A 26,831-nucleotide genomic window follows, 5' to 3' on the forward strand; every position below is an offset into this window, starting at 1 on the left:
ACGCGAATCGGCGCTGCCCCGGACGATTCGACCGACAGCGCCGAAAGGGCTTCAGCCCGTACGGCGGCCACCCTCGAAGCCGGCCACCATACGGAACGCGAGCACCGCGCCCCACGGGCCGATCACCCACATCGGCCAGAAATAGGTGAACTCGCCGACAGAGAGCGAGATCGCTGCCCAGACAGCCAGCACGAGCAGGCTCACACCGAGCCAGGTCGTGCCCTCGATCCGCTGCCAGAGCGGGAGGCGGGTCCACACGTCGGCCGGTTCGGCGACCTCCTTGGCGAGCTCGGGCAGATCGGACAGCACCAGGTTCAGGTCGTCGCGGGTGGTGGTGGCATACACCTGGCCGACGCGCTGGTCGTATTCGGCGAGATCGATTCGTCCGTCCGACAGGTGCCTGCCGAGCAGCCGCACCACCTTGTCCCGTTCGGCGTTCGAGGCGCGGGTACCGGTCGCGATGTCCATGCCGTTCCTATCGACGTTTTCACACTCCATAGTGGAATATTATTACAGCATAACCCTCCAATGTGGAATGTCAACCTGCGCGCGGTTCGTCAACCGGCCGACTGGATCGCCGTTGGCCACCGACAGCAACGCGAACGCGGTCGGCAACCGTAGCTGACGACCGCGTTCGTGCGCTGGTCAGCCGCGATACGGGTAGCTGCGGTCCAGATCCAGATTCAGTCGCAAAACATCAACCCGCGGCTCACCGAGGAAACCCATGGTTCGCCCGCTGGTATGCGCGTCCACCACCGCACGAACCTGCTCCTCGGAAATTTCGCGTGCCTTCGCGATCCGAGACACCTGGATCGCCGCGAACGCCGTGGAGATGTTCGGGTCCAGCCCGCTACCGCTCGCGGTGACGGCGTCGGCAGGCACGGGCGGGTCGGCGGGGGCATCGCCCGAGATCGGGATGATGCGGCCGATGGAGTAGTCCCGGCCCGGCTCGGCGCATTCGACCCGGACCCCGCGGTAGTCGACCAGGAACGGCCGCGCCGGGCACGCCTCGTTGACGCTGACGACCCGCACCGGATGCGGCACTTCACCGTAGGCATCCCGCGGCCCGATCAGCGAGAGTACCGCGCCCACACCGCTTTTCGTGCAGTACGGGCGGCTGCCATCGACCCCTTCCCGCTCGCCGACCCCCTTGCTGCGGGTGCACACCGTGGTGAGCAGACTGGTGCGTGAGGCGGTGTCGACAATGTCCTCCGGACCCAGATTGCTCGCGGCCGTGGACATCGGGTCGTAGCCGTCCCCCGCCGCGGAGGGGCGGCTCTGGAAGTACTGCACCAGCGCCGCGCCGCCGGAGTCGGTGAACGACTGCCCGATCAAGCTGGAGCCCACCACTCTTCCGTTCTCCGCGAGCAGCGAACCATCCGCCTTGTCGTGCAGTCCCGGCAGCTGCGCGACGGCGAAAACCGCCAGTGGATAGACGATTCCGGTGATTACGGTGAGCGCGAGCACCGCGCGCAGCGCGGCGAGATGCTGCCGGATCAAGGTTGAAAGGCGCATGTCAGGACATCCCGGGGAGGAGTTGGGCGACGAGGTCGATGAGTTTGATACCGATGAACGGCGCGATGATGCCGCCCAGGCCGTAGACGGTCAGATTGCGGCTCAACAGTGCCGACGCGTTCGACGGCCGGTAGCGCACGCCGCGCAGCGCCAGCGGGATCAGCGCGACGATGACGATCGCGTTGAAGATCACCGCTGACAGGATCGCCGACTGCGGGCTGGCCAAGCGCATGACATTGAGCCGATCCAGGCCGGGGAACAGCGGGACGAACAGCGCGGGAATGATCGCGAAGTATTTAGCGACGTCGTTGGCGATGGAGAAGGTGGTGAGGGCGCCGCGGGTGATGAGCAACTGCTTGCCGATCTCCACGATCTCGATGAGCTTGGTCGGATCGGAATCCAGGTCCACCATATTGCCGGCTTCCTTGGCCGCCGAGGTGCCGGTGTTCATCGCGACACCCACGTCGGCCTGGGCCAGCGCAGGGGCGTCGTTGGTGCCGTCGCCGGTCATCGCGACCAGCCGCCCGCCGTCCTGTTCCTGCTTGATCAGCGCCAGCTTGTCCTCCGGCGTCGCCTCGGCGAGGAAGTCGTCCACCCCGGCCTCGTCGGCGATCGCCTTGGCGGTCAACGGGTTGTCGCCGGTGATCATCACCGTGCGGATGCCCATCCTGCGCATCTCGTCGAACCGCTGCCGCATGCCCTGCTTCACCACATCTTTGAGGTGGATCACGCCGAGCACCCTGGCCGCTCCGTCCGCGACCTGTCCGACAACCAGCGGAGTTCCACCCGCGGCGGAAATGCCGTCGACCGTCGCTCCGAGTTCGTCGGGCACTGAACCACCATGCGCACGTACCCATTCGGTGACCGCACTCGCCGCACCCTTGCGCAGCAGGCGCCCGTCGACGTCGACCCCGGACATCCGGGTCTGGGCGGTGAATTCCACCCACTGCGCGTGCGTCAGTTCGCCCGGCGTCCGCTCCCGCAGCCCGTATGCCTGCTTGGCGTACACCACGATGGAACGGCCTTCGGGTGTCTCGTCGGCCAGACTGGAAAGCTGTGCGGCGTCGGCCAATTCGTCCTTGCTCACGCCGGGCACCGGGACGAAGTCCGACGCCTGGCGGTTGCCGAGGGTGATGGTGCCGGTCTTGTCCAGCAGCAGCGTGTTCACGTCGCCCGCGGCCTCGACCGCACGGCCTGACATGGCCAGGACGTTGCGCTGCACCAGCCGGTCCATGCCCGCGATGCCGATGGCCGACAGCAGCGCGCCGATCGTCGTCGGGATCAAGCACACCAGCAGCGAGACCAGCACGATGCCGGTGACGCCGTGCACGTCCAGCGCCGACGTGTCCGCCACCCCAGGGTTATTCGCCTTGCTGAACATCGCCATCGGCTGCAGGGTGACGACCGCGAAGACGAAAATGATCGTCAGCGCCGCGAGCAGGATGTTCAGCGCGATCTCGTTCGGCGTCTTCTGCCTGCTCGCGCCCTCCACCAACGCGATCATCTTGTCGATGAAGCTTTGACCCGGCTCCTGGGTGATGCGCACGACGATCCGGTCCGACAGCACGGTGGTTCCGCCGGTCACCGCCGAACGGTCGCCACCGGACTCCCGGATCACGGGCGCGGATTCACCCGTGATCGCCGACTCGTCCACGGATGCGATGCCCTCCACCACGTCGCCGTCGCCAGGAATGACCTCCCCTGCCTCGACGACCACGTGATCGCCGCGGCGTAGATCCGGCGCGGCGACCGACTCTTCGTCCGCCCGGGCACCCGGCGACCAGTCGGGCAGCCGCCGCGCGACCGTGTCGGTCTTGGCCTTGCGCAGCGCGTCCGCCTGAGCCTTGCCGCGGCCCTCGGCGACCGCCTCGGCCAGGTTCGCGAAAATCACGGTGAGCCACAACCACACGACGATGGCCCAGGCGAAAAAGCTCGGATCGGTCAGAGCGAGGACGGTCGACCAGACCGCGCCCAGTTCGACGATCAGCATCACCGGGTTGCGCCACAGGCTGCGCGGATCGAGTTTGCGCACCGCGTCCGGCAGCGAGGTCACCAGCATCGTGGGGTCGAGCACACCCTTCGGGATGCCCTTGTCCCGCCGTTGTCTTTCGGGCTCGGACTCCGCGGAGATGTTCTTTTCGATTGCGGGACTGGTCATTTCAGTGGATTCCTTCGGCGAGCGGCCCGAGCGCGAGTGCGGGCAGGAAGGTGAGCGCGACCAGGATCACCGTCACACCGACGACCATGCCGACGAACTGCGGCCGATGCGTCGGCAGGGTGCCGATCGACTCGGGGGTGGTGCCCTGCTGGGCCAGCGAACCTGCCAGCGCGAGCACGAAGATGATCGGCAGGAAGCGGCCGAACAGCATGGCGAGGCCGAGCGCCGTGTTGTACCAGTCGGTCTTTCCGGTCAGGCCCGCGAACGCCGAACCGTTGTTGTTGGCCGCTGAGGTGAAGGCGTACAACACCTCCGACAGGCCGTGTGGCCCGGAGTTCAGCATGCCCGCCCGCTGCCCCGGCAATGCCATCGCCAGCGCCGTGCCCACGAGCACGATCAACGGGCTGATCAGGAAATACGAGGCGGCGAGCTTGATCTCTTTCGGCGTGATCTTCTTACCGAGATATTCCGGTGTGCGGCCGACCATCAGACCCGCGACGAACACCGTGATCACCGCGAGGATCAGCATGCCGTAGAGCCCGGAGCCCGTCCCGCCCGGCGCGACCTCGCCGAGCTGCATGTTGAACATCGCCAGCAGGCCGCCGAGGCTGGTGTAGGAGTCGTGGGACGAGTCGACGGCGCCGGTCGAGGTCAGCGTCGTCGCGGACGCGAAGGTGGCCGAGTTCGCCACCCCGAAGCGCTGTTCCACACCTTCCATCGACGCGCCGATCGCGGTCGGCACGGTCCCGTGGTGCTGGAGCTGAACCAGGTTGGTCAGCGTCACGCTGATCAGCGCGATCGTGCCCATCACCGCGACGATCGCGTAGCCCTGCTTACGGCTGCCGACCAGCCTTCCGAACGTGCGCGACAGCGAGAAGCTGATCACCAGCAGCAGGAAGATCTCCACCCAGTTGGTCCAGGTACGCGGATTCTCGAACGGGTGCGCCGAGTTGGCGTTGTAGAAGCCACCTCCGTTGGTGCCCAATTCTTTGATCGCCTCCTGGCTGGCCACGGGACCGCCGGTGAGGGTCTGCTGGGTGCCGTTCAGCGTCTGCGCGACCTGGTCGTGCAGGTGGAAATTCTGGATCGCGCCGCCCGCGACCAGCACGATCGCGAAGACGAAGGCGAGTGGCAGCAGGATGCGGAGCGTGCCGCGCACCAGGTCCACCCAGAAGTTGCCGAGGTCGCCGGTGCGCCTGCCCGCGAACCCGCGCACCAGCGCCACCGCCACCGCCATCCCGACCGCGGCGGAGACGAAGTTCTGCACCGCGAGCCCGGCCATCTGCACCAGGTGTCCCTGGGTCGATTCACCGGAGTAGTTCTGCCAGTTCGTGTTCGTCACGAAGCTGACCGCGGTGTTCCAGGCCAGCGTGGGCGTCATCTCGGTACCGGGGTCGTTCAGGTGCAGTGGAAGTCTGCCTTGGCTCAGCTGGAAGAAGAACAGGAACAGGATGCCGACCGCCGAGAAAGCCAGCACGCTGCGGGCGTACACCGACCAGGTCTGCTCGACATCGGGCTGGGCGCCGATCGCCCGGTAGACGACGCGTTCCACGCGAGAATGCTTGCGGCCGTTGTACACCCGGTACATGTAGTCGCCGAGCGGCACGTGGACCAGCGCGAGCGCGAGGACCAGCGACGCTACGAAGGCGATCCCCGCGGTTGTCGTGCTCACCTAGAACCTCTCGGGAAACAGCAGTGCCGCGACCAGGTAGACGGCGATGCCGACGGCGAGAACCAGTCCGGCCAGGTTCGCGATCACAGCTTCTCCACCCCGCGCTGGATCAGTCCCAGCAGCGCGAACGCAGCCACGGTGAGCGCCGTGAACAGCACGACAGACATGACTCGACAACCTCCATCCGCGCGCCATGCTGGAGCACGCCAGAGCGAGTCAAGCGCCCGGGCGACCGTAGGAGGCGGTTCCTTACAACTCCTTAGCGCCCCGGAACTCCGCATTTGCGGTTCGTTAACGGTATTGCTGCACCCACGAGTGCCACGCAGTGCTGTGGTGACGAGCCGGGAACTGCGCCGAACCCCCGGGATCGATCAGAATGTCCGCGCCGGCTGGCACGATCTCCGGTAGTCGGCTGCCCACCACCGGCCACCAGCGATCGACCGTCGGCCGGTGCACGTCAGCGGTCGCCACCTGCACACACGGCACACCGTCCGGCGCAGAAGCGATCACCGGTTCGTTGTGCCCGTCGGCCGATACGACCGTGTCCCACCAGGGCGATCGGTCGGAACCGCCGAAAGGAAGCTGTCAAGGAAGAGCGCTGGACCGTAAACAGACCGTAAAGATCGGGGTCGGTGGGTACCCCGACGGTAGAAGTGAAGGGCCGGTCAGGCGGACGACTCCAGCGCAACCGGCGGTGTCTCATCGGAAGAAGGTCGTCATGTCGGCAGTCACCATTGCCGTTCTCGTCGGGTTCGTGTGCTGTGCACTGGTCATCCGGGTGCTGGGCAGCCGCGCGCAGCCGCGCCGACCGCAGGTTGTGGTCGTCGCGGGCGACCGCGCCGAGCGGTGGCGCACGAACAAGCCGGGTACGTTCGATGTCTGAGCGCCGGGCGCAGCACGCCGGTTCGATGGAGGGTTGCTCGGCCCGGGACTCGCGGCGCGCGATGATGAAGGCGTGAAACGCGGCCAGCTGCGCATCTACCTGGGTGCCGCGCCGGGAGTCGGCAAGACCTATGCGATGCTTGGCGAGGCGCACCGGCGGCTGGAGCGCGGCCGGGACGTGGTCGCCGCGGTCATCGAGACACACGGCAGGGAGAAGACCGCAGGGCTGCTCGAGGGCATCGAACGCATTCCGCCGAAGCTGATCGACTATCGCGGAACCACGCTTCCCGAACTCGACGTCGAGGCGGTGCTGCGGCGCGCGCCCGCGGTGGTGCTGGTCGACGAGCTGGCGCACACGAACACACCGGGCAGCACGCACGAGAAGCGCTGGCAGGACGTGGCGGACCTGCTAGACGCCGGCATCGACGTGATCTCCACGGTCAATGTGCAGCACCTGGAGAGCCTCAACGACGTCGTCGAGCAGATCACCGGCATCCAGCAGCGCGAAACCGTGCCGGACGCCGTGGTGCGCGGCGCGGACCAGGTGGAGCTGGTCGATATCACGCCGGAAGCGTTGCGGCGCAGACTCTCCCACGGCAACGTGTACGCCGCCGAGAGGATCGACGCGGCGATGCGCAACTATTTCCGGGCGGGAAACCTCACGGCGCTGCGCGAATTGGCGCTGCTGTGGCTGGCCGACCAGGTCGACGCAGCGCTGGCCAAGTACCGCGCCGACCACAAGATCACCGAGCTGTGGGAGGCGCGCGAGCGGGTCGTGGTCGCGGTGACCGGCGGCCCGGAATCGGAGACCATCGTGCGCAGGGCCAGCCGGATCGCCACGAAATCCAGCGCAGACCTGGTGGTCGTGCACGTCGTGCGCGGCGACGGGCTGGCCGGGGTCTCCACCGAGCGCCGCACCCGGCTGCGCGAGCTCGCGGCCAGCCTCGGCGCCTCGCTGCACACCGTCACCGGCGACGACGTGCCCTCGGCCCTGCTCGAATTCGCGCGCGAGGCGAACGCCACTCAACTGGTGCTCGGCACCTCGCGGCGCTCGCGCTGGGCGCGGATCTTCGACGAGGGCATCGGGTCCACTGTGGTGCAGCTCTCGGGCAAGATCGACGTGCACATGGTGACGCACGAGGAGGCTCACCGCGGTTTGCGCCGCTACGCGCTGAGACCGCGCAGACCCGTGGCCGCCTGGCTCGCCGCGGTTCTCGTGCCCACGCTGGTGTGCGCGATCAGCGCCGCCTACCTCGACGATGTGCTGGATCTCGGCGGGCTCAGCGCGGTGTTCGTCGTCGGCGTCGTCGCGGTGGCGTTGCTGGGCGGCATCGTGCCCGCGTCGGTTTCGGCGCTGCTGTCCGGCCTGCTGTTGAACTGGTTCTTCGCGCCGCCGCGCCACAGCCTGACCATTGCCGAGCCGGACAGCTTCGTCACGGTGGTTGTACTGCTCATCGTCGCCGTCGCGGTCGCGGCACTGGTCGACGTGGCCGCGAAGCGGACAAGACAGGCGCGCAAGGCCTCTCGGCAGGCCGAGCTGCTGACCATGTTCTCCGGCGCCATCCTGCACGGCGCCGATCTGCCCAAGCTGCTGGAGCAGATCAGGGAGACCTTCGCTCAACGCGCGGTCAGCCTGGTGGCGGGCGACCGGGTGCTGGCCGAGATCGGCGTCGACCCGCCACGCCTGCCCGCCGACGCGAGCACCGTGGTCGAGGCGGGCGACGCGCACCACTGGCTGCTGCTCGCGGGCCGGCCGCTGGCTGCTGCCGACCGTACAGTCCTCAACGCGGTGGCTAATCAGGCCGTCGGACTGGTGCGGCAGTCCCGCCTCGCCGAGGAGGCCAGTGCCGCGGCGGCGCTGCTGGAGGCCGACCGGCTGCGTCGAGCGCTGCTCTCGGCGGTCAGCCACGACTTGCGCACGCCCCTGGCCGGGGCCAAAGCCGCCGTCTCCAGCTTGCGCAGCGACGACATCGAATTCTCCGCGGAGGACACCGCCGAGCTGCTGGAGACAATAGAGGAGTCGGTGGATCAGCTCACCGCGCTGGTCGGCAACCTGCTCGACTCGTCGCGGCTCGCGGTCGGCGTGGTGACGCCGCAGCTGCGGCGGGTGTACCTGGACGAGGTGGTGCACCGCGCGCTGGTGAGCGTCGGAATGGGCGCGCGCGGGCTGCGGCGCGCGGCAATGGACCGGGTCGGGGTCGAGGTCGGCGACGTCTCGGTGCGGGCCGATAGCGGCCTGCTGGAACGAGTGCTGGCCAACCTGATCGACAACGCGCTGCGTCACGCGCCGCGCGATACCCCGGTCCGGATCACCGCCGAGCGCACCGGAGACCGCGTAACGATCGCGGTCGTCGACACCGGCCCCGGCGTCCCGCACGGTGCGGAGGAGCAGCTGTTCGAGCCGTTCCAGCGCCTCGGCGACCGGGACAACACCACGGGTGTCGGGCTCGGACTGTCGGTGGTGCGCGGGTTCGTCGAGGCGATGAGCGGGACAGTGCACGCCGATCCGACGCCGGGGGGAGGATTGACCATGCTGGTCGATCTGCCCGCGGACGAGGTATCGACCCCCGACAACGCGGGCGCGAATGTCTCGCGTGAGACGACAAGCGCAGGTGAGTGAGGTGTCCCCGACGGCACAGGAGGCGGTGGTGACGAAAACGCCCGAGGCGGTGGCGACCAAAGTGCTCGTGGTCGACGACGAACCGCAGATCGTGCGCGCGCTGCGGATCAACCTGTCGGTTCGCGGCTACGAGGTGATCACCGCGGCGACCGGTGGCGCCGCCCTGCGTGCGGCCGCCGACAAGCATCCGGACGTGGTGATCCTCGACCTCGGCCTACCGGACATGGACGGCATCGAGGTGCTCGCCGGGCTGCGCGGCTGGACGTCGGCGCCGGTGATCGTGCTGTCCGCGCGGACGGACTCGGCCGACAAGGTCGAGGCGCTCGACGCGGGCGCCGACGACTACGTCACCAAGCCGTTCGGGATGGATGAGTTGCTTGCCCGGCTGCGCGCCGCGGTTCGCCGGGGCGCCACGGATACCGACGCGTCGGACCCGGTCGTGGTGACCGCGTCGTTCACCGTCGACTTGGCCGCCAAGAAGGTCACCAGGCACGGCGAGATCGTGCACCTGACCCCGACCGAGTGGGGCATGCTCGAGATGCTGGTGCGCAACCGCGGCAAGCTGGTCGGCCGACGCGAGCTTCTGCGCGAGGTGTGGGGTCCGTCCTACGCCACGGAGACGCACTATCTGCGGGTATATCTGGCGCAGCTGCGACGCAAGCTGGAAGTGGATCCCTCCCAGCCGAGGCACCTGATCACCGAGGCCGGGATGGGTTACCGGTTCCAGGAGTAGTAGTCCCAGCCACCGGCCGGTGAACGCCAGGAATGGCGCACGCGACATCGGCGTTGCCAGGCGAGCGAGCTGATTCCGACGAGAATGGCAGGATCGAACCATGGCTGAACAGACCGCTACACCCGCCACCTCTGCGCCGGTCGACCTGGGCCCGACCACGTTGTGGGTCGAGCGCACCGGGACCAGGGCCTACACCGGCCGCAGCTCCCGCGGCGCCGAGGTCCGGGTCGGGTCGCAGGGCGTCGCCGGTGTGTTCACACCGGGTGAGCTGCTGAAAATCGCCTTGGCCGCCTGCTCGGGCCTGAGTGCGGACTTCCCGCTGTCGCGCAAGCTCGGCGACAACTTCGACGCGACCATCCGGGTGTCCGGCGACGCCGATCGGGAGAACGAGGTCTACCCGCAGTTGGAAGAGGTGTTCGAGCTCGACCTCAGTGAACTCGACGACGAGGCCCGCGAGCGGTTGCTCGTCACCGTGCAGCGCGCGATCGACAAGGTGTGCACCGTCGGGCGGACGCTGCGAGCCGGGTCGAAGGTGACCTTGTCGTTCGACGTCGAGGCCTGATGGACGACGCCATTCGGTTGAGCGCCTGGGTGCACGGCTGGGTCCAGGGAGTGGGTTTCCGCTGGTGGACCCGGGCACGCGCGTTGGAGCTCGGGCTGGTCGGGCACGCGACCAACGCCAGGGACGGCCGCGTGCACGTGGTCGCGGAAGGACCGCGACAAGCTTGCGAAAGGTTGCTCCAGCTCCTGCGTTCGGGGACTCCACCTGGTCGGGTGACCTTGGTTGTGGAAAGCTGGGAGCCCGCGCGGGGCGATGTGACCGGTTTCGAGGAGCGGTAGTGGTAGTTCGGGCGACGAGGGGGCGCAGCGGTGAACACGCAGCATCCGGGTGACGGCACGCGTCCCGACAACCCCGAACCCGAGCGGTCGTCCGCTTCGGAGCATCCGGCCACTCCCGCCGCAGCCGATTCCGAACGCGCCGGTGCGCGATCGGCCCCGGAGTCCGCGCCGGCCGATTCGGCCGAAGCGCAGGATCAGTCGGCTTCCACGTCGAGTGTCCCGGGCACGACGCCCGATTCGGGCGCGCCGAGCGAAACCGGCGCCCCGTCGGACGTCGACTGGTCTACGCCGGGCTCGGTGCCGCCCGGAGCAGCGAGCGGTACGGAAGGGCTCGCCGGTTTGGGCGCGGCTCCCGGCACTCCTGGTCCACCCCGCCGCGGCAGCGTGCAGCGACAGGAAGCGGGGGTCACCAAGCCGCGCCCACCCACGGTGGCCGAAGCGAGGGCCAGAGACAAGGCGCGCAAGCACGCCGAGCAGGCACAGCAGGCCGCCGCCGCGGCTGAGGAGAGCAAGAAGCGCAAGCGCAAGCGGGTCATGATCGGTGGTGTCGCCATTGTCGGCGTCGCCGGTCTGGTCGGCGGCGGTTACCTGGCCTATCGTGCGCTCACCGCACCCGACCGGGTCACGGCGCACTGCGTGAAGACGGAGAACGGCCAGGAGATCGTGGTCGACGACGACCACTGTGGCGACGGCCGACCCGGCTTCGTCAGCAATAGCGGTGGCGGCCCGGGCGTGATCATCCTTGGCGGCGGACCGCAGTACCGCTACTACTACGGCGGAACGGGCACCGTCGGCAAGCCGCCTACCGGCGGTACCACGGTCAAACCGCGCAGCGCCGAGATCAAGACCAAGAGCGGAACCACGGTGCAGCGCGGCGGGCTCGGCAGCAAGAGCACCGGCGGGGGGTCGTAGATGCGGCGCGTGCGCGATACGCCCCGCCCGGGCTGGCAGCAGACCATCGAGGGCCAGGGCCTGGTCTACGGTTCACCGGGACGGGACGCGAGCGGCCAGCCGAGGCCGTACTGGGACGAGTCCGTCCACTACGCGTTCGACATGCCGGAGATCCTCGCCTTGGAGGCCGACGTCGAACTGCTGCACTCGATGTGCCTGAACGCGGTGGAGCACATCGTGCTCACCGAACGGTTCGCCGATTTCGGTCTACCCGAGTGGAGTTGGGGCCCGATCGCCGAATCCTGGAAGCGCTCCGACCCGTACGTGTACGGGCGTTTCGATCTGCGCTACGACGCGCGCAGGCCCGCGAAACTGCTGGAGTACAACGCGGATACGCCGACCTCACTGCTGGAGGCGGCGATCGTGCAGTGGCACTGGCTCACCGACCGCTACCCGGGTGGCGACCAGTGGAACTCGTTGCACGAGAAGCTGGTCGAGCGCTGGAGCGCGCTGCGCGACGTGCTACCCACGCCCCAGCTGCACTTCACCTGGTCCGGCGCGGACGCGACGGGTGAGGACAACGTCACCACGGCGTACCTGCAGGAGACCGCCGCCGAGGCCGGGTTCGACACCATCGCGCTTCCGATCGAGGAGGTCGGATTCGATTCGGAACTGGAACGTTTCGTCGACCTGGCCGAGGCGCCGATCGAGGCGATCTTCAAGCTCTACCCCTGGGAGTGGGCGCTCGACGACGACTTCGGCAAGCGGGTTGTCGACAGCCTGCCGCAGACCATGTGGGTCGAACCGCTGTGGAAGACCCTGCTGAGCAACAAGGCGATCCTCGCCGTGCTGTGGGAGATGTACCCGGGGCACCCGAACCTGTTGCCGGCCTATCTCGATCAACCCAACGAGCTGACCGAGTACATCCGCAAACCGAAGCTCGGACGCGAAGGAGCCAACATGACCATCGTCGGTGCGGGCTTGGAAACCGCCACCGGCGGGGTATACGGCGAAGAAGGCTACGTCTACCAATTGCTCGACCCGCTCCCGGAATTCGACGACATGCGCCCGGTGCTCGGCGCCTGGATCGTCGGCGATACCGCGGCGGGCCTGGGCATCCGCGAGACCGCGGGCCTGATCACCGACGACGGCTCCGCCTTCGTTCCGCACCGCATCATTTCCGAATAGCCCGAATCGACCTCAGCCGCATCGCCACTCACCCGGAAGGACCAAGATGACCGCAGTCGCCCTCGAATCGGGGTACTGGAGCTCGCTCGGCGAGGGCGTGGGAGCGATCATTCTCTACGCCCTGGTCGGCTTGGTGCTCATGCTCGTCGGCTTCTACGCCATCGATCTGACCACGCCGGGCAAGCTGCGCACACTGGTGGTGGCGGGCAAGCCGAACGCCATCATCGTCACGGCGGCGGGCATGATCAGTATGGCGTTCATCGTCGTGCTGGCCATCTTCGCCGTCGGCGGCGGCGGCAAGCTCTCCGAAGGGCTGATCGCCTCGCTCATCTTCGGCCTGGTCGGAATTGTCGCGCAGGTCATCTCGGTCCGCGTCATCGAGCGAGCGCTCGGCATCGACATCGGCGCCGCGCTGCACTCCGACACTTACACCACCGAGGTTCTCGTCGTGGCCGCCGCGCACTTCGCCCTCGGATTGGTCGTCGCCTTCGCCATCCTGTAGCCCGCACTGACCACAGCCGAGGATATCCATCCAGCACCGGAGTCGCGCCGGCCGAACAGCTTGCCGCGCGCGGCGCAGCACGAGCGCAGCCGCCGCCTCCTTCACCGCAACCCAGGCACCCACCAACCCGGCCAGAGACTCGCCGAACTCCGCCAAATTCTCCGTCGGGTGGTGCCCCCCCTCGGTGGGGACATCACTCAGGGCGCACGGCAGTACGGTTCGGGGTCAGTTGTTGTCCTGAATGGGGATAGTGGGTCCGTGATTTTCGACAGTCTTGATGTGTCATATGGCGAGCCCTGGGGTTCCGCGCTCGGGGCGACTCATCCGCAACCGATATCGCGTGCGCTTGCGGCGCGCAGACATGCTGACGGGGATAGGTACGCGGTGTTGCTGGCCGCGCGGGAGCGGCCGCTAGCGATGGTCGATTACTACCAGTACGAGGGGAAGGAGTGGTGGAATGTGCATCTGTTCGACGACAGGTCCTATCGCACGCAGATAATCTACCTCGAGAGCCACTCCGAGGGGGTGTTGCGGGTTTGGTTTATCAACCGATGGCAGTTTTCCAGCGAGCAGCAGTACTTCTCCCATGAATGGGACGTCTATGAAACCACGAAAGTCTCGACCGACGGACTGGTCGAGATCAGGTCCGAGTTCGACGGGTCGGAACAAGCCTTGGTCGAGCGGCGTGGGACTCGAGAGCGTGGCCAGCCGATCGATGAGCCGGAAAATAGCACAGTGCAGCTGTTTTCGGCTCCCATCGAAGACTTCCTCAGCCCCGCACCGGAATTCGGAGATTGGCAGGTTTTCGTGCGGTTCCTCGCCCAGCAGGGCCACGAGCCCGCCCCGGCGGTAACCCTGAACGAGATATCTACGGGCGAACGGCAGGGACCGCTGCGCGCCACTGGGATCGAGCAGCTGTTCACTCCGGGTAGACGCGACACTCCGCATGGTCCGGCCGTTGTCGAGCTCATCGATGCGGGACTGCTGCGAATCCCGTCCGGGCGGCTGGTTGCCGTGGACCCTGGCTCGATCGACGAAGCTTCGCCGACTATCGGCGTACCACCAGGCGAGTACCCGGTCACGGTGTCGGTGATGCGGTTCGCGGATACTATGTGCGGGCCGCGTGTCGCCGCGGCCCGGGTGACCCTCCTGGATACCCCACCAAATGAGTGGGAAATGGGTATCCGGCCCGACGAGGACCCTGGACTGCTCGGCGACGGCGAATTCTACGGGGTCGGTGTGGAGACCGGCATGGCGGTTTTCCTCGATGAGACCCGGACAGTGGACGAAGACGAGTTCGACGACGAGCTGATCGAACGCCTCTACGACCGTTTCACGGTGGAACTGATCGGCGCGGAGCCGGAGCCGAACCTCATCGCTTTCCCTGCTGGCCGGCCCGACGGAACCTTTCCTGTCTGGATCGGCCGCACCGAAAGCGGGCAAGTGAGCTGCGTCGTCATCGACTTCCAGCTCCATCCCCCGTTACGGGAGAGTGAGTAGGCCCACCTGCCGGAACCGAGTGCGGAGGATTGCCGCGAAGAACCCCGTTGGCACCGCGGCACACCGGCCACGCGTAAAGGTGGTGCGAGCACGTGTCGACACGATCATCATGTTCACTCCGTTCACTCGCAGAGCGAAGTTTACGGCTTGTCGGCGGCTGTGAGCACGCAGCGCCACGGTGCAGTCACCATGATTCTCGGTTCTGCTCACGATCGAAACCGAACTGTCAGGTGTCGTCCATATGCTCGAGGCAGTAGGCCGCCGCCGCGAGGTATTGACGGCATTCCGGACCGTGGCCCGCGTGAACACTCCGGATGAACAGTGCGCGGTCCATGTCGAGATCCGTAGTGGGTTCCGCGGTGCAATCCCGGTACCGAGTCCTCCACAAGTCCCGCGTATCCAGCGATGTCTGCATCGTGCACCTCCAAGCCCGTGTGGGTGTCAGTACGAGAGACTTGCCAATGTCTTTATCCTGGGCGCATACCCGTTCGCCTCGGTCCGCAACCTGCCCGCGTCATCGGGTGACCAACCGCCAGTCGTCGGGCAGCCGTGCCGCGGTGATCTGGCCGCCCTCCGCTTCCAGGTCGACGGTGATCGCGCCGAGGCGCAACGCCCGGAGCGAGACCCTCCCCCACGTCAGCGGCAGCTGCGGACGCACGGTGAGGGTGCGGGTCGGCACGTCCGGGTCGAGGCCGAGGAACGCGCGCACCAGCAGCAACGGTGCGGCACTCGCCCACGCCTGCGGCGAGCAGGACGTCGGATACGGAACGGGACTGGCGAACCTCGACCGCGGAAAGCCACAGAAAAGCTCGGGCAGTCGCCCGTCGAAAACCGATGCCGCGTCCAGCAATCCGGAGGCCAGCTGGGTCGCCAGCTCGACTGCGCCGGGCAGGTGCTGGTAGCGCAGCAAGCCGGCCACCGCGATCGCCGTATCGTGCGGCCAGACGGAGCCGCAGTGGTAGCTCATCGGGTTATAGGCGCCCATATTCGACGCCAAGGTGCGCAACCCGAAGCCGGTGTCCATCTCGGGGCCCGACAACCGCGTCACCAGTTCGGCCGCGTGCTCGTCGCTGGCGATCCCCGACCAGAGGCAGTGCGCCACATTGCTGGTCAGCGAGTCGACCTGACGCTTGCCACCGTCCAGCGCGACGGCGTACCAGCCCCGCTCGGGCAGCCAGAACTGCTCGGCGAACTTGCCGCGCAGCTCCGCGGCGCGCTCCCGCAGCTGCCCGGCCAGCCGGGCGTCATCGAACGCCTCGGCCAGATAGGCCCTTGCGACCAGCGCCGCGTGCACGTATCCCTGCACCTCGCACAGCGCGATCGGCCCCTCGGCGATATGCCCGGTGGCATGGTTGATGCCGTCGTAGCTGTCCTTCCAACCCTGGTTGATCAGCCCGCGGTCGGTCGCGCGGCGATATTCGACGAAGCCATCGCCGTCGCGGTCGCCGTAGTCGGTGATCCAGTGCAGCGCTGCGTCGGCGGCGGGCAGCAGCTCCCTGATCGACTCGGGATCCGCGCCCCAGCGATGGCATTCGGCCATCAGCATCACGAACAGCGGTGTCGCGTCGGCGGTTCCGTAGTAGATATTGCCGCCGAGTACCTGACCGCCCGCCGGACCGCGGCGCATCTCGTGCATGATGCGCCCCGGCTCCTCCTCGGTCAGCGGATTGACCTCGTGCCCTTGCAGTTCCGCCAGCTGCTGCAGCGTGCCGAGCGCCAGGTCGACCTCCAGCGGCAGCGCCATCCACGCGGTGAGCAGACTGTCACGGCCGAACAAAGTCATGAACCACGGCGCACCCGCGGCGACGAACGGTCGGCCGTCGCCGGAGTCGTCGTGGATCTGTAATGCGCCCAAGTCGCTTTCGGTACGGCGCAGCACCCGGGTGAGGACCGGATCCGATGCGACGATGTCGGTGGCGGTATCCCGCCAGGCCTCGATCTTGCGTCCCGGCGCGCTGACGCCGAAATGCTCGCCAGGGGCGACCGCTTGAAAACGCTGGTTGCCCAACGTCGGCTGGGCGATGATCTCGGTCTGCCAGCACTCACCGACCGGGACGATCACCCGCCACACCAGTGTGCCGGGCATCACCTCGGGTTCGACGGTCGCGGAGATCGAGATGCCCCGCATCCGGTCGGTATGGTCATGCAGCACCAGCTCGCCGTCGGCCACCGTCACATCGGCCCGTGCGTGCCCGGCGCGGCCTTCCTTGACCGCGAACAGGTCGACGAAATCGGCGTCGACGTGCAGCTCCAGCATGACCGCTGTCGGCTCACGGCCCATGTTCTCCAATGTGAGCAACTCATGCATGCCGTCGGCCACGATCCGCTCGCGCACCACCAGCAACGTGCTGTCGGCCAGGCCCGCCTGTGGCGGCCTGCGCAGCACGAACCTGGCGGCGAACGCCTCAGGACTCAGCACCGACAGCGGCTCGGCGGGTTTGCCGTTCACCAGCAGCTCCCACCGGGACAGCACGCGTGCGTCTCGGAAGAACAGGCCGTGCGGCTTGCCCAGCTCGACATCGCCGAGCCGGTTCGACAGGCAGAAGGTCCCGCCTTCTACCAAGGTGACAGAGCCGCACCCCCCGAATCCGGTGGGCTCACCGGAATTCAGGGGGGCCGGGCTCAGTGGTGCTGTTCCCGTCACGAGAATCCGCTCGCCGGGATCCTGACCGACGTGGCGACCGGGGCCGTCGGCTCGAACGGCATGGCTCCGAACCGTTTCCTGGACCACAGCAGCTTGCGGTACACCTGCTCGTAGCCCCGACCGAGGGTGTCGGCGCCGAACTTCGCCTTCACGTGGAGCCGGCAGGCAACCGGGTCCATCCTCCGAACCTCCGCGATGGCCGCGGGCAGCTCGGCGGGGTCGTCACAGATGCGGCCGGTCACGCCGTCGACGACCACCTCGGAGACCGCGCCACCGCGCAACGCGACCACCGGCGTGCCACAGACCATGGATTCGATCATCACCATGCCGAACGGTTCCTCCCAGCGAATCGGGAACAACAGGCAACGCGCATTGGCCAGCAGCTTACGCTTGGCGGCCGCGTCGGCGAGGCCGAATACGTGGTCGTTTTCGGTAAGCAGCGGGCGGACCTTCTCCTCGAAGTAGGCCTGCTCGGCCCGTTCGCTGCACTTGCCTGCCAGCACCAGTGGGATGCCAGCCGCGTGCGCGGCCTCCAGCGCCAGGTGCGGGGCCTTGCAGGTATTGAACCGGCCGAGAAACAGGGCGTAGTCGTCCTTTTCGACGCGGAACGGCCACTCGTCGACCTGCAGCGCATTGTGCACGCGTCCAGCCCAGTTCAGGTCCGGTGCGAGTTCACGCTGCCGGTCGCTGATCGCCACCAGCGCGACCTCGTCGCCCAGTTCCCGGTAGTACCGGTACGAGTCGTCTTCCACCGGCCCGTGCACCGTCAGCACCGTCGGCAAGCCGAGGCGCTGGAACGCGGGGGCGTTGAGCGGCCCCGCGAAGGTATGGTCGTGCACCAGGTCCACACCCGATGTCGCCGCGAGCTTTTCGATCGCCCGGCGCACCCGCAGCGCGTGCACGACCTCCGGGAACGGGTCGCCGAGGCGTTCGGGCTGCGCCCGATCCCAGACCGGCACGAACCTGGCCTTGGTGCCCGGCTCTCCCGCGCCGAACAGAGTGATGTCGTGGCCGCGGTCCACCAATGCGTCGACCAGATCGGCGACCACGGCCTCAACGCCGCCGTACGCCTTGGGCGGTACGTCGAAGTACGGAGGAACCACCATCGCAATGCGGAACGGGGTGCCGACATGATCTATCGAGAGCAGCTCGGGCGCTGCCATCTGCAAATCGGACGGTGCCTTCTTCGCCGAAACCGGCGCGGAAAACGCGCTCATGACCCTCCTTCCAGGGACAACCAGTAGCACTCGCATCCACCCAGCACTCGGAGTACCGGGCGCCGAACTGAACTAAGTGGCCGCCGCGGCGGGGGTGAAACCGGAGCTGCACCGCCGTCCATGGGGCATGGTTGGCCTGGTCACGACCACTGACGCGATCAGGGGGGCCGACAGGGAGGTACCTCAAACGTTTTCGTTCAAACCACATTTCTTGCGAAAGATGCGTCCGTCAGCATACCTCCAGCTACTCGCGTTTCGTCCGATTGACGGGTTCACCGGATCGGACGCTCAGTCCTCGATGACGACCGTGCCGTCCCGGCCCGCGGCGACGAACGACAGCAAATCCTCCGCTTCGGCGCGCAGCGCCGCCTCGTCGGACGCGGACAGCGGATGCCACGGGATGACACGCAGAGTGGCATCATCGATCGACCAACGACCGTGCACGAAGCCATCGACCAGATACATCGGCACGCCCGCGGAGGCTTCCTTGGCGATGCGTCGGCGGTCTTCCTCGCTGATGATCCGGCGGCGGTCCTTATGGCCGAGCAGCGCGTTGTCGAAGGCGGGCAAGAAGCGCACGGGCACCGGTAGTTCCGGCTCCGCCAAGGGTGCGTCGGGTAGGTCGAACAGCACACGATGCTGATCGTCGGTGAACACCCGCAGCCGCGTGCGTATCTCGTCGACGACCTCGGCCAGCCGGGTGATACCCGCCCACGCCTGCATGTCGGCGACCGTGGCGGGGCCGAACGCGGCCAGGTAGCGCAGCACCAGAGTCTCCGGCCGCGGCGCGGCAGCCATCGGCGCGGCGAGCCATTCCTCCGCCAGACCGACCGTCACAGACCGATTACGCCATCGCCCCCAGGCGCCCGTCTCCGGGCCGTGCACCATCGGGACAAGTAGCTCCACAGTTTCGGCCAGCCTGCGGGTATGCCGGTCCGGGAAACGCACGGCGAGCAACTTGCCCAGATCGCCGCGGCTGAGACGCTGTCCGGCCAGCAGCTCACGGCCGGCCGCCCCGAGCTCGTCCAAGTCGACGCCGTCGATCTCGTCGCGGTAGTAGGGCGCCTTCAGTGCGGCGTCGACGACCGGCTGCACCGTCGGACGCAACCACCGGAAGTCCGCACCGTCCGCCAGATGCACGGTGCGGCGGAGCATGGTGGAGCGAACCAGCTTACGGTCACGCAGGAGCGCGGCCAAGTCGTCGTGCCGGAATTGAGCGAGCCTGGTCCACAGGCCGACGTAGGGCCAGTTGGGCTCCTGACCCTGCACGGCGACCAGGTGCCGGACGAGCTCGAACGGGGTCAGCGCGACCCGCTCCACCAGTTTCTGGCGGACCAGCAGCGTCCGATTCAGCTCGCGCAGCGATAGTTCCGTCATGCGCCCATCTTCCCGGAGACCACCGACAGATCGGTGGGCCGGACCGGTCACGGGCCGACCGCGCGGGCTCGGTCCACGCCGGGCCGAATCCGCAGCGGCTGCAGAGGTCGATCATCGCGGTGCCTACGAGAAGACCGGCATGGGTGCCCTTGTCGCAGTGCTTTCCCGGCCTGGGCCGAAACCCGTCGGCGACGCCATGCGCACCGAACTTCGTGACCGCTCCATGTAGCCGAGCGCGCGTGGATGTGACATTCACGAGTCGGGCAGACAACGTCCCGGGTCGGGCAGATCGGCGCACGGCGCGTTGCCGTGCGCCCGCAGCACATCCTTGCCGACCTGATCAATCAGGAAGTGCAGGAAGCTCGCGGCGAGCGAGTCGCCGGGCAGTTCACCGTTGCTGTAGGCATATTCGACGCCCCAGAACGGGTACGTGCGCCGCACGACCGCGTCGCGACCCGCGCCGGCGGCGTCGATCGCGACGGTGGGCAGGCCCGCTTCGATCGCCTCGGAGAATTCCGAATAGCCGATGGCGCCCGGTATTTCGACCATCGCCTTGCGCATATCCGCGGTCACTCGCACGTCGCAGTGCGCGGCCTCGGTAGTGACCGTGCCCTTGAGCGCCGTGCAGCTCACGTGCGGGCGATCGGGCTGCCTGCCGTCGAGCAGCCTGCGTTCGAAAGTATTTCGCGAACCCGATCCCGGAATGCGATCGACCAGCACGACCGGCAGGTCCGGGCCGCCCACCTCACGCCAGTTGCCGATCCTACCCAGGTAGAGATCCTGAATCTGGGCCACGGTGAGACTGCGGACGCCGACGCCGGGATGGATGATCATGGTGAACAGCGACAGTGCGAGCGGACGGTACACCAGCGTCGGATACCCACTACCCTTCGACCCGTCGCTGATCGCGAGCAGCCCCGGGTTGCCCGCGCCTTCCTCGGCGAGCCGGTCCAGACCGCGCTCGGTCCCCTCGAAGGCGAACGTGAATTCCGCACCGGTGCATCGCTTCTGGTACTGGTCGGCGGCCTCTCGGACCACCGGGCCGAACGCCGAGGACCCGACCACAGCCAGTTTCCCCGAGGCACACTCCAACGGCGTCGGCGACGGCTCCAGCGCGGCCACCACGAGCTGAACGACGATCACCGTCACCAGAAACACCGTGAGCACCAACATCATGCGGGAAACGCCGGTGCGGCTGCGAGTTTCGATGACCCGACCACCCTTGACTCCCCCGCGCAGCACCGGTGGCGCATAGTCCCCCGATCCTTCGGAGCGTTGCAGGATGGCAAGGATCTTGTAGTGCTCGGCAGGGCCCAGCGGTACTTTGGGCAGATCGATCACGCCGACGTGCCCGCCGATGTCCTCGCGCACCGCGATGCCGGAGTCCGTATCCAGGTTGTCGGCGAGCGCCGGATCACTCAGCTCGGTCACCGCCATACCGATCACCCTGCGCTGCGGGAACCGTAGGTGCAGTCCGACCCTGGCGGCTTCTGGCGCCTTGTAGTCCTGGGAGTCGATCGTCGTGACGCCGCTGTTCTCGATGCGCACCAGGACGACGGAGATGTCCTTCAGGTCCGGGCTCGCGCCGTCGAGCGAGGGACGCAACTGTGGGAGCACGCCGGGGAAAACTGAGGCGATCTCACCGGTGACCGGCGTATCCATCTGCACCCGATACCCGAGCCGCCTGCGGCCCGCGAGGACGAACTCCCACAGAAAGGCGGCGATCGGCACGGCGATGCCGATCAGTGCCAGAACGATTTCCAGCGGAAGGTCGCCCACCAGTTGATCCCACTCCCCGAGAAATCCGTACAGCCCCCATTCTCGAGGGCGATCGACATCCAGCACACCTGCGACCCAACTGTTCGGCAACCGTTAACCCAACGGTCACGCCCCGGGGCTACGAGTCCAGGCCAGCAGGTTCTCCAGCGGCCAGGTATTGATCACCCGTTCGGGCGCAACGCCGTTCGCGACCGCGCGCTCACAGCCGTAGCCTTGCCAGTCGAGCTGGCCGGGAGCGTGCGCGTCGGTGTCGATGGCGAAGTGACAGCCCATCTCGACAGCCAACCGCAGCAATCGTGCAGGCGGATCGCGTCGTTCGGGTCTGCTGTTGATCTCGACAGCGGTGCCGTAGGCACGGCACGCCTCGAACACCACTTCGGCGTCGAACGTCGACTCCGGCCGGGTGCCGCGGCTGCCTTCCACCAGGCGGCCGGTGCAGTGGCCGAGCACGTCGACGTTGGGGTCGGCGACCGCGTGCACCATTCGCTCGGTCATCGTCGCGCTGTCGTCGCGCAGGTGCGAATGCACGCTCGCCACCACGACATCCAGCTCCGCCAGCAGATCAGCCGCCTGGTCGAGGGCGCCGTTTCCGAGGATGTCCACCTCGATGCCGGTGAGGATCCGAAACGGCGCCATCCGCTCGTTGAGTTCGGCGACCACGTCCAGCTGCTTGCGCAGCCGGTCGGCGGACAGTCCGTTGGCGACGGTCAGCCGCGGGGAATGATCGGTCAGAGCACAGTATTCGTGCCCGAGGGCGGCCGCGACACGCATCATCTCCTCGATCGGACTTCCGCCGTCGGACCAGTTCGAGTGGGTGTGCAGATCGCCGCGCAGCCGCGCGCGCAACGGCTTGCCGGGCACGCCGATCGGCTGAGCCGCGCGCCTCAGCTCGGTCAGATACCGTGGCACCGAACCGTCGTACGCCTGCTCGATGACAGCGGCGGTCTTGGGCCCGATGCCCGCGATCTCGCGCCAGCTACGCGCCCTCCGGTGCGCCGCACGCTCGTCGCCCGTCAGCTCGGCGACGATGTCGGCGGCGCGCCGGTACGCCTTGACCCGATGGGTCTCCGCCCGGGAACGTTCCAACCAGAAGCCGATTTCCCGCAATGCCTCGACCGGTCCCGGCGCCGCGCCCGGGCTCGGCTCCCCGCTCGGAACGTGTCCGTCCACCGGGCTAGCGGATCCGGCTGTACTTCATGAAGGCCACCCCGTCCTCGAACACCCTGCTGGTGATCACCCGGAACGTGGCCGCCTCCGGCAGCCGCGGCCCGTTGCCGAACAGCGCTCGCCCATGGCCGAGCACGATCGGATACAGCTTGAGGAAGATCTGATCGATCTCCGGGAGCAACACCTGCGCCAGTTCACCACCGCCACACAGCCAGATGCCGAGCCCGGTCTCCCGCTTGAGCTCGCAGACCTTCCCGACCGGGTCCTCGGCGATCAGCTCCACCGCCGGATCGGGGCTCTCGGGCAGGGTAGTGGAGACCACGTACTGCTTCAGATGGGCGTAGGGGCTCGAGGTGCCGGTGCGCACCCCGAAATCATGCGTCTTGCGGCCCATCAGCACCGTGTCGAAATAGCGATTGTGCTGGTCGACCCCGATCGCCTCCCGCACCTTGGTGGGGAGGGTTTCCGGGTATTGCGCGGTGATCGCTGGACCGTGATCCCCGCCCACCGGGAAGAAGTCGACCGAGCCCTCCTCGGTGGCGATGAATCCATCAATGGTCGAGGCGACGTAATAGGTGAGCTTTCGCATGCTTCCTTCCTCACGGTCGGCCGACATCCGAACCGCCCTCGAAGAAACGGTAGCTCGCTCACGCTAGCGGCGGCGAGGCTTCGGCTGGCAGCGTGGACAGTAGTAGGACGAGCGGTTCATGAACCGCTCCCGCGTGATCGGCGCGCCGCAGCGGCGGCACGGCTCGTTCTCGCGGCCGTAGACGGCAAGCGAGCGCTCGAAGTAGCCGGACTGGCCGTTGACGTTCACGTAGAGCGCGTCGAAGGAGGTGCCGCCCGCGGCGAGCGCCGCGCTCATCACCTCGCGCACCGCGGCGAGCAGGCCGCGCACGACGGGCCGGGACAGCCCCGAAGCGGGACGGCCGCCATGGATCTCGGCGCACCACAGCGACTCGTCGGCATAGATATTGCCAATGCCCGAGACCACACTCTGGTCGAGCAGTACGCGCTTGATCTCGCTCTGCTTGCCACGGACAGCCGCGACCGCGGATTCGACGTCGAAACACGGGTCCAGCGGATCGCGGGCGATGTGGGCAACCGGTTCGGGCACCAGGGCGCCGTCCACCTCGACCAGCGGCGCGAGTGCCCAGCCACCGAAGGTGCGCTGGTCGACGAAACGCAGCTGGGTGCCGTCGCTGAGGGTGGCGCGGATGTGCGCGTGCTTCTCCAGCGGCGCGTCGGCGGGCTGGACCAGCATCTGGCCGCTCATCCCTAGATGCACCACCAAGGCGGCCTCGGGGTCGTCGAAGGTCAGCCACAGGAATTTGCCGCGCCGTTCGGCCGACTCGACCTTCAGGCCGGTCAGCCGCGCGGCGAGATCGGCGGCACCTTCGAGATGGCGGCGCACCGACCGGGGATGGGTGATCGCCACCGATTGGACGACACGACCCACCACATGCTCGGCAAGGCCACGCCGAACCACCTCGACCTCGGGAAGTTCCGGCACGTCAGGCTTCGGCGGTCAGCGCCTCGTAGGCGGCACCCGCGGCCTTCTGCTCGGCTTCCTTCTTGGACCGGCCGACGCCCTGCCCGTAGGCCAGGCCGCCGACCACCGTGGTCGCGGTGAATTCCTTGTCGTGGTCGGGCCCGGTCGAGGTGATCTCGTAGCTGGGCACGCCGAGACCGCGCTCGGCAGTCAATTCCTGCAGGCTGGTCTTCCAGTCCAGGCCAGCGCCCATGCGGGGCCCTCGCTCGAGTAATTCGGCAAACAGTCGCAGCACCACGGTGCGGGCCACCTCGATGCCGTGCTGCAGATGCACGGCACCGAGCAGCGACTCCATGCCGTCGGCGAGGATGCTCTCCTTGTCACGGCCGCCGGTGAGTTCCTCGCCCTTGCCGAGCAACAGGTGCACACCGAGACCGCCCGCGCCGAGACCACGGGCGACCTCGGCGAGCGCGCGCATGTTCACCACGCTCGCGCGCAGCTTGGCCAGCTCACCCTCGGACTTCGAGGGGTGCTCGTGATACAGCCGCTCGGTAATGCTCAGACCGAGCACGGAATCGCCGAGGAACTCGAGGCGCTCGTTGGTCGGCAGACCACCGTTCTCGTACGCGTACGACCGATGTGTCAGCGCGAGGCGCAGCAGATCCGGCCGCACGTCGACGCCTAGCGCCGCGAGCAGGCTCGCATGTTCACCGGACGAGCCGGGTTCGTCGGTCACGTCGATACGACAGATCGAACGATCAGACCGCCGCGGTGACCTGGCGGCCCTTGTAGGTGCCGCATGATGGGCAGGCGATGTGCGGCAGGGTCTTCTCGCCACAGGCGCGGTTCGGGCAGGTGATCAGGGTCGGCGCGGTGGCCTTCCACTGGCTGCGCCGCGACCTGGTGTTGGAACGGGACATCCGGCGCTTGGGAACGGCCACGACTACTTCTCCTCTGTCCTATTTGCTCGCCATTGGGCTGATCGGTCTTGCTCAGTGGTCTGGGTCGGCCGCACCCTCGTCGGGGCTGCCGCTGCCGGGCGATCCGGTGGCGAACTCAGCCAGTCCGGCCCAGCGAGGGTCAAGTATCTCATGCCCGTGGTCGGATCCCGCAATCGCCACCCGTACACCGCATTCCGGGCACAATCCGGCACAGTCCGGCGTGCAGAGGGGTTGCAGCGGCAGCTCGAGACCGACCGCGTCCACCACAACCGGTTCGAGGTCGATGGTGTCGTCGACCATCCGGTAGACCTCGTCGTCCTCGGTGGTCTGCTCGGTGGCGCTGTCCGGGTAGGCGAACAACTCGGTGATGTACAGGCTTACGTCGCCGGTGAACGGCTCCAGACAGCGTGAGCACTCGCCCTCGGTCGGCGCGGACACCGTTCCGGTGACCAGCACACCTTCGGATACGGCCTGCAACTGCAGGTCGAGCTCCACCTGTGCGCCCGCTGGGACGGCGATCAGATCGAGCCCGATTCGCTCCTTCGTGGTGAGGGTGCGGCGCAGTTCCCGCATGGTCCCCGGCCTGCGGCCGAGGCTGCGGGTGTCCAGCACGAAAGCCGCGTCCGGTGTACGGCGCTGAGCCGAACGGGAACGCGACGTGGAACCGGAACCGGCGGGCATCACGAACTCACTCACGATCGAGGGGAAATGGGCAACCACTCAACAATACGCGAGCACGCGTCCATCGCTCAAACCGGACCGGTCACGCACCATGCCGCTCACCTGCGATATTCGGTCGCGTAGTCCGGCGCACCCGCACCGGTACGCAGCTGGTGGCGCCCCCGCCCGACCGTGCGCAGCGCACTGCTGAGCGTCTCCTCGAAGTCGGCCAGTCGGCCGTCCACGTAGTGGTCGCACTCCTCACGCAGCCGGTCGGCTTCCGCATGCGCGGCGTCGATCACCTTTGCCGATTCCGCGTGCGCGGCGCGCACAACCTCGGTCTGCGAGACCAGCCGCTCCTGCTCGGCGAGGCCGTCGGCGACCGCGCGCTCGTAGGTGGCCTTGCCCGCCTCGATCATTCGCTCCGATTCGGCGCGTGCCCGACCGGTCGCCTCCTCGTATTCGGCGTTACCGTCGGCCACCACACGATCGGCGTCCAGCTGCGCCGTGGCGACCAGATGGTCGGCATGCGCGCTCGCCTCGGCGACCATCCGGTCGGCGTGCGCCTTGGCATCGGCGAGGATACGGTCGGCCTCCTCACGGGCCGAGCCGATGGCGTGCTCCGCCTGTTGGTTGGCGCCGCTCACCGTGGTCTCGGCCGAGGCCCTGGCATCGGAGACGATCTTGTCCCGATGGTCGAGCACGTCCTGGGCGTCATCGAGTTCGCCGGGCAGCGCATCACGGACGTCGTCGAGCAGTTCGAGCACGTCACCTCTCGGCACAATGCAGCTGCGGGTCGGCGGGATGCCGCGCGCCTCTTCGACGATGGCGACCAGCTCGTCGAGTGCTTCGAATACGCGATACATGCTCACTACCCTCCTGCTGACTCACGGCGAAAACTCTCCGCCGAGGCCCAGTGTGCCCCTCGTCACGGCCTGTGCCGAGTCATCCTCCGGTGTGTCGTGACGGTGTCTTCCACGCCACAGAAAACAAGTGGAGACTACCTCTCCGCTTCGTGTTACATTCGTCTGGAAGGTCACGAAACAAGACCTT

At 67.6% G+C, this 26,831-nt stretch carries 26 protein-coding genes; 9 read left to right on the forward strand and 17 right to left on the reverse strand.

What is annotated here, in order from left to right:
* Positions 1 to 51: 51 nt before the first annotated feature.
* The 6 genes from OH799_RS14885 to OH799_RS14910 all read right to left on the reverse strand — a co-directional run bounded on the left by OH799_RS14885 (position 52) and on the right by OH799_RS14910 (position 5,855).
* Positions 52 to 468 (reverse strand): DUF1707 domain-containing protein, encoded by a 417-nt coding sequence (locus OH799_RS14885; RefSeq protein ID WP_406280613.1) that lies wholly within the window; start codon positions 466 to 468, stop codon positions 52 to 54.
* A 177-nt stretch (positions 469 to 645) separates the two neighbouring features.
* Positions 646 to 1,515: a potassium-transporting ATPase subunit C gene (locus tag OH799_RS14890; RefSeq protein WP_406280615.1), complete on the reverse strand. Its 870-nt coding sequence runs from the start codon at positions 1,513 to 1,515 to the stop codon at positions 646 to 648.
* 1 nt (position 1,516) lies between these two features.
* Positions 1,517 to 3,574 (reverse strand): potassium-transporting ATPase subunit KdpB, encoded by a 2,058-nt coding sequence (kdpB, locus tag OH799_RS14895; RefSeq protein WP_406282124.1) that lies wholly within the window; start codon positions 3,572 to 3,574, stop codon positions 1,517 to 1,519.
* Between the two features lie 100 nt (positions 3,575 to 3,674).
* On the reverse strand, positions 3,675 to 5,345 hold the full coding sequence (gene kdpA, locus OH799_RS14900) for a potassium-transporting ATPase subunit KdpA (RefSeq protein WP_406280617.1): 1,671 nt from the start codon (positions 5,343 to 5,345) through the stop codon (positions 3,675 to 3,677).
* Positions 5,346 to 5,540 (reverse strand): K(+)-transporting ATPase subunit F, encoded by a 195-nt coding sequence (gene kdpF, locus OH799_RS14905; RefSeq protein WP_406280619.1) that lies wholly within the window; start codon positions 5,538 to 5,540, stop codon positions 5,346 to 5,348.
* 96 nt (positions 5,541 to 5,636) lie between these two features.
* Positions 5,637 to 5,855, reverse strand: coding sequence for a hypothetical protein (locus OH799_RS14910; RefSeq protein WP_406280621.1), 219 nt, complete (start codon positions 5,853 to 5,855; stop codon positions 5,637 to 5,639).
* Between the two features lie 208 nt (positions 5,856 to 6,063).
* Here OH799_RS14910 and OH799_RS14915 point away from each other — a divergent pair, with 208 nt between their 5' ends.
* The 9 genes from OH799_RS14915 to OH799_RS14955 all read left to right on the forward strand — a co-directional run bounded on the left by OH799_RS14915 (position 6,064) and on the right by OH799_RS14955 (position 14,501).
* Positions 6,064 to 6,228, forward strand: coding sequence for a hypothetical protein (locus OH799_RS14915; RefSeq protein WP_406280623.1), 165 nt, complete (start codon positions 6,064 to 6,066; stop codon positions 6,226 to 6,228).
* A 72-nt stretch (positions 6,229 to 6,300) separates the two neighbouring features.
* The gene (locus tag OH799_RS14920; protein WP_406280625.1) at positions 6,301 to 8,847 is read left to right on the forward strand and encodes an ATP-binding protein; all 2,547 of its coding nucleotides are present in this window, start codon (positions 6,301 to 6,303) and stop codon (positions 8,845 to 8,847) included.
* Between the two features lie 28 nt (positions 8,848 to 8,875).
* Complete coding sequence (locus tag OH799_RS14925; protein ID WP_406280627.1) at positions 8,876 to 9,580, forward strand: response regulator; 705 nt, start codon at positions 8,876 to 8,878, stop codon at positions 9,578 to 9,580.
* A 100-nt stretch (positions 9,581 to 9,680) separates the two neighbouring features.
* The gene (locus OH799_RS14930) at positions 9,681 to 10,142 is read left to right on the forward strand and encodes an OsmC family protein (RefSeq protein ID WP_406280630.1); all 462 of its coding nucleotides are present in this window, start codon (positions 9,681 to 9,683) and stop codon (positions 10,140 to 10,142) included.
* Positions 10,142 to 10,420, forward strand: coding sequence for an acylphosphatase (locus tag OH799_RS14935; protein WP_406280632.1), 279 nt, complete (start codon positions 10,142 to 10,144; stop codon positions 10,418 to 10,420). Before OH799_RS14930 ends, OH799_RS14935 begins: the two co-directional genes overlap by 1 nt.
* Before the next feature lie 30 nt (positions 10,421 to 10,450).
* Positions 10,451 to 11,332 carry a hypothetical protein gene (locus OH799_RS14940; RefSeq protein WP_406280634.1) on the forward strand — a complete coding sequence of 294 codons (882 nt, stop codon included), beginning with the start codon at positions 10,451 to 10,453 and terminating at the stop codon, positions 11,330 to 11,332.
* Positions 11,333 to 12,499 carry a glutathionylspermidine synthase family protein gene (locus OH799_RS14945; RefSeq protein ID WP_406280636.1) on the forward strand — a complete coding sequence of 389 codons (1,167 nt, stop codon included), beginning with the start codon at positions 11,333 to 11,335 and terminating at the stop codon, positions 12,497 to 12,499. It abuts the gene before it with no gap.
* A 46-nt stretch (positions 12,500 to 12,545) separates the two neighbouring features.
* A complete protein-coding gene (locus OH799_RS14950; RefSeq protein ID WP_406280638.1) occupies positions 12,546 to 13,001 on the forward strand; it encodes a DUF350 domain-containing protein in 456 nt (151 codons plus the stop codon).
* A 258-nt stretch (positions 13,002 to 13,259) separates the two neighbouring features.
* Positions 13,260 to 14,501 carry a DUF4241 domain-containing protein gene (locus OH799_RS14955; RefSeq protein ID WP_406280640.1) on the forward strand — a complete coding sequence of 414 codons (1,242 nt, stop codon included), beginning with the start codon at positions 13,260 to 13,262 and terminating at the stop codon, positions 14,499 to 14,501.
* A 514-nt stretch (positions 14,502 to 15,015) separates the two neighbouring features.
* Here the strand turns inward: OH799_RS14955 and OH799_RS14960 are convergent.
* From OH799_RS14960 to OH799_RS15010, 11 genes are all read right to left on the reverse strand, one after another.
* Complete coding sequence (locus OH799_RS14960) at positions 15,016 to 17,145, reverse strand: glycogen debranching N-terminal domain-containing protein (RefSeq protein ID WP_406280642.1); 2,130 nt, start codon at positions 17,143 to 17,145, stop codon at positions 15,016 to 15,018.
* Entirely contained in the window at positions 17,142 to 18,308 is a 1,167-nt protein-coding gene (locus OH799_RS14965) for a glycosyltransferase family 4 protein (protein WP_406282127.1), read from the reverse strand. Before OH799_RS14965 ends, OH799_RS14960 begins: the two co-directional genes overlap by 4 nt.
* Positions 18,309 to 18,650: 342 nt before the next feature.
* On the reverse strand, positions 18,651 to 19,739 hold the full coding sequence (locus tag OH799_RS14970; RefSeq protein WP_406280644.1) for a winged helix DNA-binding domain-containing protein: 1,089 nt from the start codon (positions 19,737 to 19,739) through the stop codon (positions 18,651 to 18,653).
* 252 nt (positions 19,740 to 19,991) lie between these two features.
* Entirely contained in the window at positions 19,992 to 21,608 is a 1,617-nt protein-coding gene (locus tag OH799_RS14975; protein ID WP_406280646.1) for a PstS family phosphate ABC transporter substrate-binding protein, read from the reverse strand.
* A gap of 15 nt (positions 21,609 to 21,623) precedes the next feature.
* A complete protein-coding gene (locus tag OH799_RS14980) occupies positions 21,624 to 22,688 on the reverse strand; it encodes a PHP domain-containing protein (RefSeq protein ID WP_406280648.1) in 1,065 nt (354 codons plus the stop codon).
* Between the two features lie 4 nt (positions 22,689 to 22,692).
* A complete protein-coding gene (locus OH799_RS14985) occupies positions 22,693 to 23,274 on the reverse strand; it encodes a dihydrofolate reductase family protein (protein ID WP_406280650.1) in 582 nt (193 codons plus the stop codon).
* Between the two features lie 63 nt (positions 23,275 to 23,337).
* The gene (gene mutM, locus OH799_RS14990; protein WP_406280652.1) at positions 23,338 to 24,198 is read right to left on the reverse strand and encodes a bifunctional DNA-formamidopyrimidine glycosylase/DNA-(apurinic or apyrimidinic site) lyase; all 861 of its coding nucleotides are present in this window, start codon (positions 24,196 to 24,198) and stop codon (positions 23,338 to 23,340) included.
* Position 24,199: 1 nt separating this feature from the next.
* On the reverse strand, positions 24,200 to 24,913 hold the full coding sequence (gene rnc, locus OH799_RS14995; RefSeq protein ID WP_406280654.1) for a ribonuclease III: 714 nt from the start codon (positions 24,911 to 24,913) through the stop codon (positions 24,200 to 24,202).
* Between the two features lie 22 nt (positions 24,914 to 24,935).
* Positions 24,936 to 25,118: a 50S ribosomal protein L32 gene (gene rpmF, locus OH799_RS15000; RefSeq protein ID WP_014987105.1), complete on the reverse strand. Its 183-nt coding sequence runs from the start codon at positions 25,116 to 25,118 to the stop codon at positions 24,936 to 24,938.
* A 51-nt stretch (positions 25,119 to 25,169) separates the two neighbouring features.
* On the reverse strand, positions 25,170 to 25,799 hold the full coding sequence (locus OH799_RS15005) for a YceD family protein (protein ID WP_406282129.1): 630 nt from the start codon (positions 25,797 to 25,799) through the stop codon (positions 25,170 to 25,172).
* 98 nt (positions 25,800 to 25,897) lie between these two features.
* Complete coding sequence (locus OH799_RS15010; protein WP_406282132.1) at positions 25,898 to 26,644, reverse strand: DivIVA domain-containing protein; 747 nt, start codon at positions 26,642 to 26,644, stop codon at positions 25,898 to 25,900.
* Positions 26,645 to 26,831: the final 187 nt, after the last annotated feature.

The sequence above is a fragment of the Nocardia sp. NBC_00881 genome (assembly GCF_045207455.1).
In the GTDB taxonomy this organism is placed as follows: Bacteria; Actinomycetota; Actinomycetes; order Mycobacteriales; family Mycobacteriaceae; genus Nocardia.

Bases quoted from the DNA above. Each gene is read 5' to 3' on its own strand.
- OH799_RS14885 (WP_406280613.1), bottom strand. From the start codon at position 468: ATGGACATCGCGACCGGTACCCGCGCCTCGAACGCCGAACGGGACAAG.
- OH799_RS14890 (WP_406280615.1), bottom strand. From the start codon at position 1,515: ATGCGCCTTTCAACCTTGATCCGGCAGCATCTCGCCGCGCTGCGCGCG.
- OH799_RS14915 (WP_406280623.1), top strand. From the start codon at position 6,064: ATGTCGGCAGTCACCATTGCCGTTCTCGTCGGGTTCGTGTGCTGTGCA.
- OH799_RS14930 (WP_406280630.1), top strand. From the start codon at position 9,681: ATGGCTGAACAGACCGCTACACCCGCCACCTCTGCGCCGGTCGACCTG.
- OH799_RS14950 (WP_406280638.1), top strand. From the start codon at position 12,546: ATGACCGCAGTCGCCCTCGAATCGGGGTACTGGAGCTCGCTCGGCGAG.
- OH799_RS15010 (WP_406282132.1), bottom strand. From the start codon at position 26,644: ATGTATCGCGTATTCGAAGCACTCGACGAGCTGGTCGCCATCGTCGAA.
- OH799_RS14965 (WP_406282127.1), bottom strand. From the start codon at position 18,308: ATGGCAGCGCCCGAGCTGCTCTCGATAGATCATGTCGGCACCCCGTTC.
- OH799_RS14970 (WP_406280644.1), bottom strand. From the start codon at position 19,739: ATGACGGAACTATCGCTGCGCGAGCTGAATCGGACGCTGCTGGTCCGC.
- OH799_RS14935 (WP_406280632.1), top strand. From the start codon at position 10,142: ATGGACGACGCCATTCGGTTGAGCGCCTGGGTGCACGGCTGGGTCCAG.
- OH799_RS14945 (WP_406280636.1), top strand. From the start codon at position 11,333: ATGCGGCGCGTGCGCGATACGCCCCGCCCGGGCTGGCAGCAGACCATC.
- kdpF (WP_406280619.1), bottom strand. From the start codon at position 5,540: ATGGCGCGCGGATGGAGGTTGTCGAGTCATGTCTGTCGTGCTGTTCAC.
- kdpB (WP_406282124.1), bottom strand. From the start codon at position 3,574: ATGCTGGTGACCTCGCTGCCGGACGCGGTGCGCAAACTCGATCCGCGC.
- OH799_RS15005 (WP_406282129.1), bottom strand. From the start codon at position 25,799: ATGCCCGCCGGTTCCGGTTCCACGTCGCGTTCCCGTTCGGCTCAGCGC.
- OH799_RS14985 (WP_406280650.1), bottom strand. From the start codon at position 23,274: ATGCGAAAGCTCACCTATTACGTCGCCTCGACCATTGATGGATTCATC.